Genomic DNA, 16,396 nt, shown 5'->3' on the forward strand with positions numbered 1-16,396 from the left:
GGCGTCGGCGGAAGGGCGGAAGAGCGGTGTGGGCGGCCCTGGCCGTTCTGCTGTCAGCCCCCGTCTGCGCCGCCGGGCAGGATCGAATTCTGTCCTGGCCCGAAACGGTGCAGATCGAGCACGAGGACCGCCTCACGCGGCTCAGGTCCCTGGCGATGCGCAGCCTCGGCGCGGTGCCGCGGATCGACACCTACCGCGTCGACCGCTCAGCGCTCCCGCGCTCCATTCCCGTCGACATCCCGATCTCGCGCTGGGTCTTCGACCAGCGGGTGTTCTTCGACACGGATTCCGACCTGCTCCGGCCGGAGGGGCAGGCGGTGATCGAGGTCGTGGCCGAGGTGCTGCGGGGCGAGGCGGCCGACACGGCGGTGTTCGTGGCCGGCCATACCGATTCCCGCGCCGACGACGGCTACAATTACGCCCTCTCGGTGCGCCGTGCCCGCAGCGTCGCCCTGGCGCTCCACGCCCGCAAGGTCCGTCAGGCCCAGATCTGGCAGGTCGGCTTCGGCGAGGCGATCCCGCTCGCGCCCAACACCTCCGAGACCGGCATGGCCCGCAACCGGCGGGTCGAATTCCTGTTCGGGCGCAAGGCGGAGGCCGTCGGCGTCTGGCTGTCGCGCCAGCGCGACCTCGTCTGCGCGGGAGCGAGCGCGGCGCAGCGGCAGGTCTGCCTCGACGCCTTCGAGCGCCTGCCCGGCGTCGTCGCCACGCCGGTCCAGCAGGCCGCCCCGATCGCGCCGCCCGCGCTGCCGCCCCCCACGATCGCCCGGGCGCCGGTGGTGATCGGGGAACAGACCTTCGTGCCCCTCGAGAACCGCCAGACGGTGACGCTGGAAGCGAAGCGCGCCGTCGAGGTCGAGGGGCCGGCCGTGCCGAAGGAGGCGGTCGCAGCCCCGCCCAAGGCCCCGCCGGCCGAGGTCGTCATCGCCCGCAACACCCCCGTCCTGATCGACCTGCGCGAGCGGCGCGTCCTCGTCGAGAGCCTTGAGCGATGAGTCCGATTGTCATGAGGCGAGTTCCATGAGTCTGGTCGAGTACCAAGCCCTGGATGTCGGCCCGGAGGGCGTCCTCGCGCGCGATCTCGCGGCCCGGCTCGAGGCGGAGGCGGATCAGCCGATCCTCTCGTTGTCCGCCCCCCACGGCGCCAGCGCCGAGAGCCCCGCCCTCCTCACCAGCGCGATGCGCGCGTGGTACCAGCAGCACGTCGCGGCGGCCCGCCAGTCGGCGCTGGGCGAGGTGCGGCGCGGCCTCGCCGACGAGAAGACGGCGGCCGGCAACGAGGGCTTCCTGCTGGAGGCCGAGAAGGACGGCATCGAGCAGGCAAAGCAGAACAACCTCGCCACCGAGCGGGCGAACTTCTTCCAGCGCAAAGAGATCATCGACCTCAACGCCGAGATCGCGCGCCTCCACACCGAGTACGAGCGCAAGCGCGCTGAGCACGGCCGCGACGCCCAGACCTGGCGGCCGGGTCTGTATTACTTCGGCCTGTTCCTGTTCGTGATGGCCGAGTTCCCGATCAACCTCTCGGCCTTCCTCAAAATCGACTTCCTGACGCCCGCCTTCGCGACGATGAGCGTGACGCTGATCGCCTTCGGACTGGCCTTCTCCAGCCACCTGATCGGTCAGGTGATCCGACAGTGGAGCGAGCGGTTCGGCGAGAACGTCACGGGGCGGCTCAAGGCCGAGAGCCTGCGCCTCCTCGGGGTCGGCGTGCTGCTTCTGCTGATCGGCGCCGCGGCCATCGTGTTCAGCCGCTCCTACCTCGTTGCGGAGGCGGTCGCGCGCTCCGATGCGCTCGGGGAGGGGGGCGCCAGCACCGTCTCGATCTACGGGCTGGCGCTGATCATGAACGTGTTCGTCTACGCGATCGGGCTGGCCTGGGCGATCGTGTTCCACGATCCGGTGCCGAACTTCATGGAGGAGCGTCACCGGCTGGAGGTGCTGCGGGCGCGGCTGCGCAAGCGCTACCGCACGCTGCTGGAGCCCAAGCAGCGCCAGCGCATCGAGGAGGCGCAGCGCGCCCGCGACGGGGCCGACCGGCGCGAGGCGGACCAAACCAAGAGCCTGCGCAACCACACGCGCCACCGCGCCCGCTTCGAGGAGGTGCGCAAGCTCGACGCCCGGGTGCTGGCGCTGCTGGAGAACTACCGCAGCCGCCTGCTCGCCGCCGCCCGCCAGCGCGGCCTCCACACCCGCTTCGTCTACGAGGACCTGACCTCGGGCGATGTCGACACCAAGCGCGACCTCGACGGCGAGGCCTACCTGCGCCAGCGCCTCCACCTCGGCTACGTCTGACCCGGGGCTCCTGCCATGCGTGCGACCGCTCTCTCCCTCCTCGTCCTCGCCGCGGCCCTGTCCGCACCCGGTGCAGCCGCCCAGACCGGCTACGAGGCCGTGCGGCAGGAATCCGCCTGCCCCCGCGAGCGGGAGCCGAGGCCCCTGCGCCAGACCGTCGTCGTGCTCGACGAGGCGATGGTGGAGGCCAAGCCCGAGGCCAACGCCCTGTGGAAGCGCATCGTCGTCGAGGCGGCCGATGCCCGGGAGGTCGGGACCGGCACGCTCGGCCCCCGCGAGCGCCTGACCCTGCTGGTCGCCCGCCGCGACGGCAGCGAGGTGCTGCCGCTCTTCGTCGGCTGTTCGCCCAACCTTCCGACGGAAGAGATCGAGCGGGCGCGGGCGGCCGACACCCAATGGGACATCTTCACCGGCGGCGACAGCGGCGCGCGCCTCAAGAAGACCCGCGAGGCCTTCTCCAACGGCCTCGCCCGGGCCATGGCGCAGGTCGCCAAGCGCGCCGAGGCGATCGCGGCGGTGCCGCCGCCGCCCGGTGCCCTGCTGCGCGCGCTGCAGAACGCCGGACGCCTCGCCGACCCGAACCACGGCCTGCCGCGCTTCATCCTGGTCAGCCCCTTCGCCGTCGCGGCCAAGGGCGAGGCGGCCGAGGCGGCGACGGCCCGGGAGAAGGGTTTCGCGCTCGCCGAGCGCAGCGGCCTCGATTTCGGCCGGGCCGAACTCTACCTCGCGGGCGCGCAGCTGGGGGAGGGGGCGAGCCTCGAATTCGCCCGCGCCCTCGTGCTGGGCGCCAAGGGCGTGCTGGTCGCGGCCCGCTCGGATGGGCTGCCGCGCCTCCAGCCGGAGCCGGTCTCGCTGCGGACCTATGCCGGCTTCATCGACTACGTCGACCAGCGCGTGCCGCTTCAATTTCGGCTCGCCGCCACCGCCCAGGGCGATCTCGTCAACAGCTGGATCGAGACGACCTTCTCGAAGAGCACGGCGACGCCGGTCGCCGGCAAGATGCTGTGCCGGGGCAGCGCCTGCGAGGTGCGCGGCGACGGACGCTTCGCGCAGGTCTGGTTTTCCGCCCCGCACGGCGAGCCGAAGAACCGCTCGAAGCTTCCCTTCGGCGGCGCGCGCAATCTCGAATTGACGCTCAAGGGCACGACCGCTTCCGGCCGGATCTCCGACCCGGCCGTCGTCTTCGGCGGCTCCGACGCGACGAAGCGGGACGACCTGCGCTTCGAGATCGAGCGGATCGAGGACGGGCAGTTCTGACGGATCGGAGCGGCACGGGCCGGGCCGCTCCCCACTCGACGAGACGGCCCCGGGGCACCCTTCGATGTTGCGACGTTCCATCAAGGCAGGCGGCACGGCCGTCTGCGCGGGCCTTCTCGTGGGCGGGCTGCTCGGAGGCTGCGTCAGTTCGCGGCCGGCCGGGTCCGGGCCCGCTTCCGCCGATCCGGTGGCGGAGGCGATCGGGCGCTGCGCCGCGGCCACCATCGGCGGCGCCGTGGTCGGCACCCTGATCGGCGCGGCGGCGGGCGGTGGCCGGGGGGCGGGAACAGGCGCCCTCATCGGCGGGGCGGTCGGCGGCGTCGGCTGCGCCGTGCTCACCGCCCTCGATGCGCAGGACAAGGAGCGCATCCGCAACGCCCAGATCGCCGCGGCGGCGACCAACCAGCCGCGCTACCTCAACTACCAGGGCAGCGACGGGCGCCCGCGCCAGATCACCGTGCGCCCGCAGGCGGCGCAGGCGGCGGAGACCGGGCGCCTCTGCCGGGTGCTCGACACCTCCGCCTCGATCGGCGGGGGCTCGGCCGAGCTGCCGCCGGCCAAGGTCTGCCGCACCGACAGGGGCGAGTGGCTGCCGGCCTGACCGGGCGCCGTCCCGACGGGCGAGGGGTGGAACGGGTTGCTTCCCGGGCGATCCGTTTCGCTCGAACGAGGCCGGCGGATTGGCGGGCCACCCCTCGGCGTCTATCGGGGAGAGCGCGACCTCACCCGGAGCGGAAAGCCCACGATGCCGCCGTCAGCGTGCCTGGAGAGAGGCCCGGTCCTCGACCGTGTGCCGTCCGACGCGACGGCGCGGCGGGCGTTTCGTGGGAGGCGCTGAGCCGGTTCGGGCCGGCACGGAGCCCCGCCTGATCCGGCCCGGCCTCGCAAGGGTGCTGATCGGCTGCGCGGCCTTGAGCGCCGCCCATGGCGGCTCCGCTCGAGCGGAACCGCTCGCCGCGCAGCGGCCGCTCATTCCCGAGCCGATGGTGTTCGACCTCGTCCGGCCCCTCGGCGCCCGGGCGGGGGAGCGCGAGGTCAACGTGCTCGCCATCCGCCCCTTGCGCCGGGGGCCGACGGACTGGGCGCCCGAGATCGAGATCGCCTATGCCGACGGCCAGTCGGTCGAGTTCGAGCTTCCCTTTACCGACGGACGCCTCGCACAGGTGAAGGCCGCGCTCCAGGGCACCTTCGGGACGGGGGCGGACGGGCGCTGGATTCACGGCTGGCAGTATATCGGCCTGTACGACCGCGACCGCGCGAGGGCCGAGAATTCCCTGCTCTACATCTCCGGCTACCGCTTCGACGCCCGCTGGAGCAGCCTCTCCATGGCCGGCCTGAGGCAGGTCGGGCTCCGGCCGCTCGGGCCGACCGACCTTCTGCTCAACCAGTCGATCTTCTACGATCTCGGGCCGGCGACGGTCCTCGGCCTCGAACTCAATCTCCGCCGGGGCCTCGCCGCCGCCGGGACGACGCGCCTCCTCGTCATCCCGCAGCTGCATGTCCGCCTCTCGCAGGCGACGAGCCTTCAGGCGGGCCTGGGCGCGGAATTCCGGACCGGGCGCGCGGCCGGCCTCGTGGCGGCCCTGCGCCTGATCCGCGATTTCTAGGGCGCCCGCCGCCGCCGGATCGGACACGCCGGCCCTCTCCGGGGTTGGACCGGCACCGGGATTCGGCCCGGGAAGGAGACAGGCATGGCGGGCGTCCAGGCATCCGGCACCTTCGCGCTGGGCGGAGATCTCACGGTCCACCGGTTCGGCTTCGGCGCGATGCGCATCACGGGCGCCGGCATCTGGGGCGATCCGCCGGACCGCGCGAAGGCCCTGGCCACGCTGCGGGCCGTTCCCCGCCTCGGCATCGACCTGATCGACACCGCCGACAGCTACGGTCCTTTCGTCAGCGAGGACCTGATCCGCGAGGCGCTCCACCCCTATGACGGCCTCGTCATCGCCACGAAGGGCGGCCTGACCCGCCACGGCCCCGATATCTGGCGGCCCGTGGGCAATCCCGACTACCTGCGCCAATGCGTGCTGATGAGCCTGAGGCGCCTGGGCCTCGAGCGCATCGATCTCTGGCAGCTCCACCGGATCGGACCGGACTGCCCCCGCGAGCTGCAGTTCGAGGCCATCGCCCGGATGCGGGACGAGGGGCTGATCCGCCATGTCGGCCTCTCCGAGGTGTCGGTCGAGGACATCGAGGTCGCGCAACGCGTCTTCCCCGTGGCGAGCGTGCAGAACCGCTACAACCTCGTGGATCGCACCAGCGAGGCGGTGCTCGCCCATTGCGAGCGGCACGGCATCGGCTTCATCCCCTGGGCGCCGCTCGACAAGGGCGCCCTGGCCGGTCCCGGCTCGACGCCGGAGACGGTGGCGAGCCGCCTCGGTGCCAGCGGCGGCGCGGTGGCGCTGGCGTGGCTCCTGAAGCGCTCGGCCGTCATGCTGCCGATCCCCGGCACAGGCGATCCCGATCACCTCGCGCAGAACGCGGCGGGCGCCGACATCACCCTCAGCGACGAGGATTTCGACGCCCTCGACCGGGCGGGCCGCGCGGCGTGGCAGACGGCGTCGGCCTGAGCCGGATCGCGTGTTCCCGCGCACCCGGCGTCCGGCCGGCGAAGGAACCCGGCGCTGGCGCGGGGCTTGCTTACCGGTTGCGGACCTTCGGTTCGCCGGGCAGGGAGCCACGGACGCGATGACGGCAGCGCACTTCGTTCGTCTCGGCCTGATCGGCGGCCTCGCCGTCGCGGCTCTGGGAGCCGGTCCGGTGCAGGCGCGGACCGGCTGGGTCTCGGGCACCTACGTCTATGCCGACCTCTGCACGCTGCCCGAGGACGGCGCCCGGGCGGGGCGGCGCGTCACGCTCAAGCGGTGGCCGACGGGCGACAACCTCGTCTACGAGGGCGCCGGCCTGTCCGCGCCGATCGAGACGGCCGTCACCGTCGACGACACGACCAAGGACGTGGCGTTCCATCTCCAGACCGGGGCGGGCCTCGTCAGCTTCCGCGGCACCGCCGGCCCCGATGCCCTGGTCGGCACCCTGCACAGCGCCGACGGCTCCGAGCCCGTGCGCCTCAAGCGGATGATGCGAACCCGCGCCCCCGAAGCCTGCCCCGGGGAGACCACGGGCTCGATCAACTGACGCCCGCGCCGCATCGCCGCCATTGACGCCGCCGCGCCCCGGCGCGAGGGAAGCGCCGGGGCTTCCAGCGAAGGCGAGCGGCATGGGCGAGGCAAAGCGCAGCTACAGGATCGCGGTCATTCCGGGTGACGGCATCGGCAACGAGGTCGTGCCGGAAGGCGTGCGGGTGCTCGAACGGGCCGCCGCGCGCCACGGATTCGAGATCAAGCAGGACTGGTTCGATTTCGCCTCGTGCGATTACTACGAGGCGAACGGGCGGATGATGCCCGAGGACTGGAAGGAGCGGATCGGCAGCCACGACGCGATCTTCTTCGGCGCCGTCGGCATGCCCGAGCGCGTGCCCGACCACATCTCGCTCTGGGGCTCGCTGATCCAGTTCCGGCGGGAGTTCGATCAGTACGTCAACCTGCGGCCCGTGCGCCTGATGCCGGGCGTGCCCTCGCCGCTCGCCGGCCGCGAGCCCGGCGACATCGACTTCTGGGTCGTGCGCGAGAACACCGAGGGCGAGTATTCCAACGCGGGCGGACGCATGTTCCCCGGCACGGAGCGCGAGTTCGCCGTGCAGGAATCGATCTTCACCCGCCACGGCGTCGACCGGGTGCTCAACTTCGCCTTCGCGCTGGCCCAGAGCCGGCCGAAGCGGCACCTGACCTCGGCCACCAAGTCCAACGGCATCTCGATCACGATGCCCTACTGGGACGAGCGGGTGCGCGCGGTGGCCGAGGGCTACCCCGATATCCGCTGGGATCAATACCATATCGACATCCTGACCGCGCATTTCGTGCTCAATCCGGATCGGTTCGACGTGGTGGTCGCCTCGAACCTGTTCGGCGATATCCTGTCCGATCTCGGACCGGCCTGCACCGGCACGATCGGCATCGCGCCCTCGGGCAACATCAATCCGGAGCGCCGCTTCCCCTCGGTGTTCGAGCCGGTCCACGGCTCGGCCCCCGATATCGCCGGGCAGGGGATCGCCAACCCGATCGGGCAGATCTGGTCGGGCGCGATGATGCTGGAGCATCTCGGGGAGCGGGAGGCCGCGGCCGAGATCGTCGCCGGCATCGAGCGGGTTCTCGTCGAGCCGTCCCTGCGCACGCGCGATCTCGGCGGCAGCGCCGACACGCAGACCTGCGGCCGCGCGGTCGAACAGGCCCTGGGCTGAGGGGGCCCGCCGCCATGAGACCCGTCGTCGTCACGGTGGCGATCACCGGCTCGGTCGCCCGCAGGGCCGACAACCCGACCGTGCCGATCACGCCCTCCGAGCAGATCGAATCGACCCACGCCGCCTACGAGGCCGGGGCGGCGCTGGCCCATATCCACGTGCGGGAGGACGACGAAAGCCCTTCCCTCGATCCCGAGCGCTTCGGGCGGGTGCAGGAGGGCATCCGCCGGCATTGCCCGGACATGATCGTCCAATTTTCGACGAGCGGGGCGGGAAGCGATCCGGCGGAGCGGGGCGCCTGCCTGGTCCATCGGCCGGACATGGCCTCGCTGACGACGGGCTCGGTCAATTTCGGCGAGGGCGTCTACGAGAACCCGGCCGGCCTCCTCACGGCCATGGCCGGGCGGATGCGCGAGCACGGCGTGCGGCCCGAACTCGAGATCTTCGATCTCACCCACCTCCACAACGCCCGCCGCCTCGTGGACGAGGGCCTCATCGACCCTCGGGTCCACGTGCAGTTCGTCCTCGGCATCCGCAACGCGCTGCCGCCCGACCCGCACCTCCTCGACCTGCTGCTCGCCGAGACGGGCCGGCTCCTGCCGGAGGCGAGCTGGGGCGCCTTCGGCATCGGCCGCTATCAGAGCATCGCCATGGGCTGGGCGCTGGCCCGCGGGGCGGCCGGCGTGCGCACGGGGTTGGAGGACAACGTGCGTCTCTCCAAGGAGCGGCTGGCCGACGGCAACGCGGATCTCGTGCGGCTCGCCGCCGCGATCTGCGCCGAGCACGGCGGCCGGCCGGCCACGCCCGCCGAGGCGCGGGCGATCCTGCGCCTCGGCTGAGACTCCGTCAGGCCGCCGCCGGACGGAGTTTGCGTCCCAGCGCCTCCTCGACGGTGCCGTCGCCGTCGAGATAGCCGTGGCGCTTCGGGTTCGGCATCACCAGCGAGGCGATGAAGGACACGCCGAGGATCACGGCGACGTACCAGAAGAACGTGCTCTCCATTCCCCAATCCTTGAGCTGGAGCGCCACGTACTCCGCCGTGCCGCCGAACAGCGAGTTGGCGATGGCGTAGGAGAGCCCCACGCCGAGCGCCCGGACCTGGGTCGGGAACAGCTCGGCCTTCACGATGCCGCTGATGCCCGTGTAGAAACTGATGATGGTCAGCCCGACCATGACCAGGGCGAAGGACAGCACGGGGTCGGTCGTGGCACCGATGGCGGTCATCAGCGGCACGATCGCCACCATGCCGAGGCCGCTGAACAGCAGCATGCTGGTCTTGCGCCCGATCCGGTCGGACATCCAGCCGAAGAAGGGCTGCATCAGCATGTAGACCAGCAGCGCCACCGTCGTGATCCGCGAGGCGGTGACCTTGTCGAGATGGGCGGTGTTGAAGAGATATTTCGGCATGTACGTGGTCAGCGTGTAGAAGGCGAGCGAGCCGCCGGCCGTGTAGGCCAGCACCACCGCGAAGGCCCGCCAATGCCGGAGCAGGGCGGCGAGGGTGCCCGATTCCGCGTCGTTCCGGTCCGCGGCGCTCGTTGTCTCCTGAAGGGAGCGGCGCAGGAACAGGGCGACCACCGCCGCAAGCGCCCCGATCACGAAGGGGATGCGCCAGCCCCAGGCGGTGAGCTGGGCCTCGGTCAGCAGGCTCTGCAACACCACGAGCACCAGCGAGGCGAGGAGTTGCCCGCCGATCAGGGTGACGTACTGGAACGAGGCGTAGAAGCCGCGCTGGCCCTTGGCGGCGACCTCGCTCATGTAGGTCGCGCTGGTGCCGTACTCGCCGCCGACCGAGAGGCCCTGCACCATCCGCGCGAGGACCAGCAGCACGGGGGCGAGGCCGCCGACGGTGGCGTGGGTCGGCAGCACCGCGATGGCGAGCGAGCCGGCGCACATCATCAGCACCGAGATCATCAGCGAGGTCTTGCGCCCGAGCCGGTCGGCGATGCGCCCGAACAGCCAGCCGCCGATCGGCCGCATGAAGAAGCCCACCGCGAACACCGCCGCCGATTGAAGCAGCTGGCTGGTCGCGTCGCCCGTCGGGAAGAAGACCGGGGCGAAGTAGAGCGCGAAGAAGGCGTAGCAGTAGAAGTCGTACCACTCGACGAGATTGCCCGACGACGATCCGACGATCGCCATGATCCGGCGGCGGCGGTCGGCGGCATCGTCCTGGTCCGGTCCCGTCTCGGCGATCTCCGCCATGTCTTCCTCCCGAAAGCGGCCTCGGAGGGCCGTGAAGCGTCGCTGGCGGCACCGTAGCTAGGCGCCCGCCGCGCGGCGCCGACCCGGCGGGCGCCCGGAGAATGACAGGCATGGGGCGACCGTCTCAGCCTCGCGCGTCGCTCCACCCGTTTCCCGCGTCGTCCGGGTAGGCTCGCGGCCTTCCGGAACGCTCCGGTCGAAGGCGAGCGGAGCGGCGGCGCCAAGTCATTGCCCCGCTTCTCTCACAGATTTTCCAGACACATAGCGATGTTCCCGTTCGCCGCGTCAGTCTTCCCGGCGAAAGTATATGAATTGCCAAGATAGAGCCGGCGAAGAATCCCGATCGCCTTGGTGCCGGAACGGTTTTCAGCCTTGCGCCGTTGCGAGCGCAGTTTGGGGGCCGCGTCCGGCCGCCGGCATCAAGAGGACCTTGAACATGACGAAGTTCTTTCGCAGCACGGCGACGGCGGCGATCCTCGTACTCGGCGCCGCGACGGCCCTGGCTCAGGGTGGCGGCGCGGGCGGCGCCGGTGGTGGCGCAGGCGGCGGAGCCGGCGGTGGTGCGGGCGGCGGAGCCGGCGGTGGCGCCGGAATGGGGGCCGGTGGCGCGGGCGGCGGCGGTGGCCCCGGCGGCGGTGCGGGCGGCGGAGCCGGAAGTATCGGCGGCGCGGGCGGCGGCGCCCGTGGCGGTGCGGGTGAGGTCGGTGGCGGAGCGGGCGGCGCCCGCGGTGGTGCGGAGACCGGCGGAGCCCGCGGCGGCGAGGCGGGCGGCGGTGCGGCCGGCGGAGCCGGGGGTGCCGCGCGCGGCACCGGCGGCAGCGAGACGGGTCCTCGCGGCGACCGCGACGGCGGCCCGGCCCGAGCCGGCGAACAGGGCGGGCGCGCCGGTCAGGGAGAGCGCGGCGACCGCGAACCCGGCAAGGCCGACCGCGACGGGGCGGGCGACCGCGACGGCCGCGGTGGACGTGACGCGGCCGGCGAGCGCGGCGGCCGCGACGGAGATCGTGCGGGCGACCGGGGCGGCCGAGGCTCGGCCAGCGAGGCGCGCGGGGCCTCCAAGAGCCTGAGCACCACTCAGCGCACGGAGTTCCGCCAGTCGATCACCCGCACCAACATCCGCCCGGTCACGAACGTGAACTTCTCCGTCCGCGTCGGCACGGCGATCCCGCGCTCCGTGTCGCTGCACCCGCTGCCGCCGGCCATCCTCTCGGTCGTGCCGGCCTATCGCGGCCTGCAGTTCGTGCTGGTCGGAGACGACATCGTCATCATCGATCCCGATACCTACGAGATCGTCGACGTGATTCCCGCCTGATTCGACGGGCGAACGGTCGAGAACGGAGGCGGCGGGGCGAGGGCTCCGCCGCCTTTCGCGTGTCGCGGCACGCGCTTGCGGAACAGGAGAGGAACGTCTAGGCTGTTCGTGCTTTGTTTTCCACGATTCTGCGGCGCCCCCGGCCCGCGGTCGACAGCAGGTGCCGCATGCTGACCCGCAAGCAACTCGAGCTGCTCCAGTTCATCCAGCAGAGGATGCAGGAGAGCGGCGTGCCGCCGTCCTTCGACGAGATGAAGGACGCCCTCGACCTCAAGTCCAAGTCCGGCATCCACCGCCTGATCATGGCGCTGGAGGAGCGCGGCTTCCTGCGCCGCCTTCCGAATCGGGCGCGGGCCATCGAGATCCTGCGCATGCCCGACGCGCCGGCGGCCAGGCCCGCGGCGGGCGCCGAGCCGCGCCGCTTCACCCCGAGCGTGGTCGAGGGGGGCCTTGCCGGCAAGCCGCCCGCGCCGAAGCCGCCGATGCTGCAGGCCCAAGACGGGAACGGACGTTCGGTGATGGTGCCGGTGATGGGCCGCATCGCCGCCGGTACGCCGATCTCGGCGATCGAGAGCCAGAGCCACACCATCGCGATGTCGCCGGACTTCCTCTCCGGCGGCGAGCACTACGCCCTGGAGGTGCGCGGTGATTCGATGGTCGAGGCCGGCATCCTCGACGGCGATCTGGTGGTCATCCACAAGCAGGACACCGCCAATAATGGCGACATCATCGTCGCCCTGATCGACGACGAGGAGGCGACCCTCAAGCGCCTGCGCCGCCGCGGCACCTCCATCGCCCTCGAAGCGGCCAACCCCGCTTACGAGACCCGCGTGCTCGGCCCGGATCGCGTGCGCATCCAGGGCAAGCTGGTCAGCCTCGTGCGCCGCTACTGAGGCTCGTCGGGCGGCGGATCGACCGGGTCCGCCGTCTCCGGGCCGGCGGTCGGCGCCTTGTCCGGCGCGGCCGCCGGCATCGGCGGGGCGACCGGGGGCTGCGGATGCCAGGGTTTGGCCGCGCCGGCACCGCGGGCCGTGACGATGTCGGGGCCGGCCGGGCGAAGGCGAATCGCCGTGGCGCCCCGCTCCACCAGGAAGGCGCGATCGACGACCAGGGGCGCTGCGCAGCCCGGCGGCGCGCGCAGGCGGCTGATCAGGATCTCGGCCCGGGCGCAATCCTCCGCGAAGGCGCGCTTGTCGGTCACGAAGGCGACGGCGCGCCCGTCGGCGGTCGTGAGGGTGCAGCCAAGACGGTCGCAGCGGGGGCCTGCCGCAGCCAGGGCGGCGTCGGGACGGCGCGGATCGCCGTCGGCCTTCAACCATTGCTCCAGAACGAAGACCGGTGGGCGCCCCAGCACGATCAGCCGGCCGTCCCTGCCGCGGACCGCCGCGCCGCCGCCATCGCGATCGACGTAGAGATCGAAGCGATCCGGAGCGCCGGCCAGGGCGAGGCCGATCGTGGCCGGTAGCAGCGCCAGAAGGCGCAGCCGCGACACGGCCAGGGTCGCCACGAGAAGCGCGGCGGCGAGCAGCGCCAGGGCCGCCGGGCCGAAGGCCGGCAGCACCACGGTGGCCTGCCCGAACCCGGCGATCCAAGACGAGATCTCCAGCATCCCGCGCACGGCGAGGCCCATCAGCCACCAGACCGGGCGGTCGAGGGCGAAGGGATAGGCCAGCATCCCGATGACCGCCGAGGGCATCACCGCGAGCGAGACGAGCGGCAGGGTCAGCGCGTTGCCGACGAGACCGAAGGGCTGCACCGTCTGGAAGTGATAGGTCGCGAAGGGCGCCGTCGCGACCTGCGCCACGAGGGTCGTGGCGAGCGTGCCGAGAATTGCCGCCGCCGCCGAGGCCGCGACGCGCCCGAGACGGGAGCGGCCCTCCGCCCGCAGCAGCCGGCCGTCGATCAGCGGCGCGCAGGCGATCAGGCCGGCCACCGCCCCGAACGACATCTGGAAGCTCGGCCCCAGCAGCGCCTCCGGCTCGCGCGCCAGCGCGACGAGGGCGGCCAGCGCGAGGTTGCGCATGCTCAGCGCCGGACGATCGACGAGGATCGCGCCGAGCATGATCAGCGTCATGATCAGCGCCCGCTCGGCCGCCACGTCCCAGCCGGAGAAGGCGCAATAGGCGGTCACGCCGACCATCGCCGCCCCGGCGGCGATCTTCTTGATGGGCCAGGTCAGCGCGAGCGCCGGCACCAGCGCGAGCCCGGCCCGCACCAGCCAGAACACCACGCCCGCGGCCAGCACCATGTGCAGGCCGGAGATCGAGACGACGTGGTAGATCCCGGCTGCTCGGAGCACGTCGTTGGTCCCGGCCGCGATCAGGCCGCGCTTGCCCGTGACGAGCGCCGCCGCCACGGCCCCGGCCTGCCCGCCGATCGCGTCGGTGATCCGCCGGGTCAGGCCGTTGCGGGCGTCGTCGATCGCCGCGGCCAGCCGCAGGGTCAGGGGCGGGGTCTCGGCCGGCGGCCCGACCTCGACCTTGCCGACGAGGGAGCCGACGGCCCCGATCCCGCGGAAATAGGCGTCGCGGGCGAAGTCGTAGCCGCCCGGCTGCACCGCCTCCGGGGGCGGCAGCAGGCGGGCGGTGGCGCGGATGGCGTCCCCCGGCCGCACCGCTTGAGCCGCCCGGTAGGAGACCCGCACCCGGCGCGGGCGGGTCGCCGCGTCGAGCGTGCCGAAGCTGTCGACCCGCACGATCAGGCGCGCGCCGCCCTCGCGCTCCTCGAGCCCTTCGACGAGGCCGGAGAGTGGTGCGATCGTCACCCGGGTGAGAACCGGCCCCGACACCGCGGCGACGCGCCGGACACCCGCGGCGAAGCCGAGGAAGACGGCCGCGACGGCCAGCGCGAGCGCGAGCCATCCGGGCCGGGCCCTAAGCAGCGGCGTCACGGCGAGGCTCAGGCCGGCGCCGACCAGGGGCGCGACGAGCGAAGGCTCGCCGTCGGTCGCCGTGAAGAAGAGGAGGATGCCGGCCCCGAACGCCACGGCGAGCCAGGGGAACAGGCGGCGCTGCTCCGCCTCGCGGGCGAGGCCCTGGCCGAGCCAGTGCCGGCCGCCCTGCCAGACGCCCGCCGGCCCGAGGAAACGGCCGGCGGCGAGGGCTGGGATCGCCCCCCGCACCACCCTGCCGCCGCCCTCCGCCATGATGTGCGCGCCCTCGGACCGATGCGCTCGACGCACGACCGGCGATGATGACGGATTCTTAACGCATCCGCTTCCTCGTGCTACACGCCCGCCGAGACCGGCCGAGGCCGCCCTCCCGCCATCCCGTACTTTTTCAAAGAAGCCTCCCAGCCGCCGATGTCGTCACCGGTCGTCACGCGCTTTGCGCCTTCGCCCACGGGCTTCCTTCACATCGGGGGGGCGCGCACGGCCCTCTTCAACTGGCTCTATGCCCGCCGCTTCGGCGGACGCATGCTGCTGCGGATCGAGGACACCGACCGGGAGCGCTCGACGCAAGGGGCGATCGACGCGATCCTCGACGGGATGCGCTGGCTCGGCCTCGATTGGGACGGCGACGTGATCTACCAGTTCGCCCGGGCCGACCGGCACCGGGCGGTGGCCGAGAGCCTGCTCGCCGCAGGCCACGCCTATCACTGCTACGCCACGGCGGACGAACTCACGCAGATGCGCGAGACGGCCCGCGCCGAGGGCCGCGCGCCGCGCTACGACGGGCGCTGGCGCGACCGCGACCCGTCCGAGGCGCCGGAGGGGGTCAAGCCGGTGATCCGCCTGCGCGCGCCCACCGAGGGCGAGACCGTGGTCGAGGATGCGGTGCAGGGCCGCGTCACCTGGGCCAACCGCGACCTCGACGACCTCGTGCTGCTGCGCTCGGACGGCACCCCGACCTACATGCTGGCCGTGGTGGTCGATGACCACGACATGGGCGTGACGCAGGTGATCCGCGGCGACGACCACCTCACCAACGCCGCCCGCCAGAGCCAGATCTACCGGGCGCTCGGCTGGGACGTGCCCGCCATGGCGCATATCCCGCTCATCCACGGGGCGGACGGGGCCAAGCTCTCGAAGCGCCACGGCGCGCTCGGCGTCGAGGAGTACCGCGACCGCGGCTACCTGCCCGCGGCCCTGCGCAACTACCTCGTGCGCCTGGGCTGGAGCCACGGCGATCAGGAGGTCTTCTCCACCGAGGAGATGATCGCGGCCTTCGACCTGAAGGCGATCGGCCGCTCTGCGGCGCGGTTCGACTTCACCAAGCTGGAGAGCCTGAACGGCCTCTACATCCGCGGCAGCGCCGATTCGGATCTCGTCGATGCGATCGAGGCGATTCTGCCCGCCCGCGGCGCCGAGCGCGGCCTGCCGGAGACGCTGACGCCGGCCTTGCGCGAAAAGCTGACGGCCGCGATGCCGGGCCTCAAGGAGCGGGCCAAGACCCTCGTCGAACTCCTCGACAGCGCCTACTACCTCACCGCATCCCGGCCGCTCGCCCTCGACGCCAAGGCCGAAGCGCTGCTGGCGGGCGAGGCGCCGGCCCGGCTGCGGGCGCTCCTACCCGCGCTCGAAGCCCTGCCGGAGTGGGACGCGGCGAGCACGGAGGCCGCCGTGCGCGGCTTTGCCGAGAGCGAAGGCGTCAAGCTCGGTCAGGTCGCCCAGCCGTTGCGCGCGGCGCTGACGGGCCGCGCCACCTCTCCGCCGGTCTTCGACGTGATGGCCGTGCTCGGTCGGGACGAGGCGCTCGGGCGCCTGCGCGACCGGCTCTCCGCCTGAACGCCCAAGGCTCGAAGGCAAGCCTCGAAGGAAACGCTCGAAGGCAAGCCTCGAAGGAAACGCTCGGGCCGCGAGGCACGCGGCCTATCGGCGCGGCAAGCGGCGCCGATCCGGCTCCAGGCCGCGGCGTCGCACCCTTCCGCGCCGGCTTCGGCCGGCTTTCGCGGGACGCAAAGGGCTTACAGGCGACGGCCACCCGAAGAATCGCGGCGCAGGGCGACTTGCGGGCGGGGCCGTCTTGAGACCATGATCCCCCGTATGGCCGAACCGGGTCGGGCGGCGTGGGCCGGAGCGGCGTCGAAGGCGG

Annotated in this window: 14 protein-coding genes; 12 read left to right on the forward strand and 2 right to left on the reverse strand. The window is 72.5% G+C overall.

Annotated elements, in window-relative coordinates; genetic code table 11:
• The first annotated feature begins 26 nt into the window (after positions 1-26).
• The 9 genes from ACPCJR_RS09150 (at position 27) to ACPCJR_RS09190 (ending at position 8,688) form a co-directional block, all read left to right on the forward strand.
• On the forward strand, positions 27-995 hold the full coding sequence (locus tag ACPCJR_RS09150; RefSeq protein WP_391511856.1) for an OmpA family protein: 969 nt from the start codon (positions 27-29) through the stop codon (positions 993-995).
• 25 nt (positions 996-1,020) lie between these two features.
• Entirely contained in the window at positions 1,021-2,295 is a 1,275-nt protein-coding gene (locus tag ACPCJR_RS09155) for a hypothetical protein (protein ID WP_391511857.1), read from the forward strand.
• Positions 2,296-2,310: 15 nt separating this feature from the next.
• Positions 2,311-3,552 (forward strand): hypothetical protein, encoded by a 1,242-nt coding sequence (locus tag ACPCJR_RS09160; RefSeq protein WP_391511858.1) that lies wholly within the window; start codon positions 2,311-2,313, stop codon positions 3,550-3,552.
• Positions 3,553-3,616: 64 nt separating this feature from the next.
• Complete coding sequence (locus tag ACPCJR_RS09165) at positions 3,617-4,153, forward strand: hypothetical protein (RefSeq protein WP_391511859.1); 537 nt, start codon at positions 3,617-3,619, stop codon at positions 4,151-4,153.
• 223 nt (positions 4,154-4,376) lie between these two features.
• The gene (locus ACPCJR_RS09170; protein ID WP_391511860.1) at positions 4,377-5,159 is read left to right on the forward strand and encodes a hypothetical protein; all 783 of its coding nucleotides are present in this window, start codon (positions 4,377-4,379) and stop codon (positions 5,157-5,159) included.
• Between the two features lie 84 nt (positions 5,160-5,243).
• Entirely contained in the window at positions 5,244-6,122 is an 879-nt protein-coding gene (locus ACPCJR_RS09175; RefSeq protein ID WP_391511861.1) for an aldo/keto reductase, read from the forward strand.
• A gap of 118 nt (positions 6,123-6,240) precedes the next feature.
• Positions 6,241-6,687: a hypothetical protein gene (locus ACPCJR_RS09180; protein WP_391511862.1), complete on the forward strand. Its 447-nt coding sequence runs from the start codon at positions 6,241-6,243 to the stop codon at positions 6,685-6,687.
• A gap of 82 nt (positions 6,688-6,769) precedes the next feature.
• Positions 6,770-7,849, forward strand: coding sequence for a tartrate dehydrogenase (locus tag ACPCJR_RS09185; protein WP_391511863.1), 1,080 nt, complete (start codon positions 6,770-6,772; stop codon positions 7,847-7,849).
• A 14-nt stretch (positions 7,850-7,863) separates the two neighbouring features.
• Positions 7,864-8,688 carry a 3-keto-5-aminohexanoate cleavage protein gene (locus ACPCJR_RS09190; protein WP_391511864.1) on the forward strand — a complete coding sequence of 275 codons (825 nt, stop codon included), beginning with the start codon at positions 7,864-7,866 and terminating at the stop codon, positions 8,686-8,688.
• Between the two features lie 7 nt (positions 8,689-8,695).
• Here the strand turns inward: ACPCJR_RS09190 and ACPCJR_RS09195 are convergent, their stop codons facing one another.
• Positions 8,696-10,051, reverse strand: a complete 1,356-nt coding sequence (locus tag ACPCJR_RS09195; RefSeq protein ID WP_391511865.1) for an MFS family transporter — start codon at positions 10,049-10,051, stop codon at positions 8,696-8,698.
• A gap of 436 nt (positions 10,052-10,487) precedes the next feature.
• Here ACPCJR_RS09195 and ACPCJR_RS09200 point away from each other — a divergent pair, with 436 nt between their 5' ends.
• On the forward strand, positions 10,488-11,363 hold the full coding sequence (locus ACPCJR_RS09200; protein ID WP_391511866.1) for a DUF1236 domain-containing protein: 876 nt from the start codon (positions 10,488-10,490) through the stop codon (positions 11,361-11,363).
• 167 nt (positions 11,364-11,530) lie between these two features.
• Complete coding sequence (lexA, locus tag ACPCJR_RS09205) at positions 11,531-12,256, forward strand: transcriptional repressor LexA (RefSeq protein WP_391511867.1); 726 nt, start codon at positions 11,531-11,533, stop codon at positions 12,254-12,256.
• On the opposite strand, the gene ACPCJR_RS09210 is transcribed toward lexA, so the two are convergent.
• Positions 12,250-14,508, reverse strand: a complete 2,259-nt coding sequence (locus ACPCJR_RS09210) for a ComEC/Rec2 family competence protein (RefSeq protein WP_391511868.1) — start codon at positions 14,506-14,508, stop codon at positions 12,250-12,252. The two genes, lexA and ACPCJR_RS09210, sit on opposite strands and share 7 nt — an antisense overlap.
• Positions 14,509-14,664: 156 nt before the next feature.
• Between ACPCJR_RS09210 and gltX the strand changes: the two genes are divergently transcribed.
• A complete protein-coding gene (gene gltX, locus ACPCJR_RS09215) occupies positions 14,665-16,089 on the forward strand; it encodes a glutamate--tRNA ligase (protein WP_391511869.1) in 1,425 nt (474 codons plus the stop codon).
• Positions 16,090-16,396 lie beyond the last annotated feature (307 nt).

The organism is Methylobacterium sp. NPDC097929 (assembly GCF_049543375.1).
Lineage (GTDB): Bacteria > Pseudomonadota > Alphaproteobacteria > Rhizobiales > Beijerinckiaceae > Methylobacterium.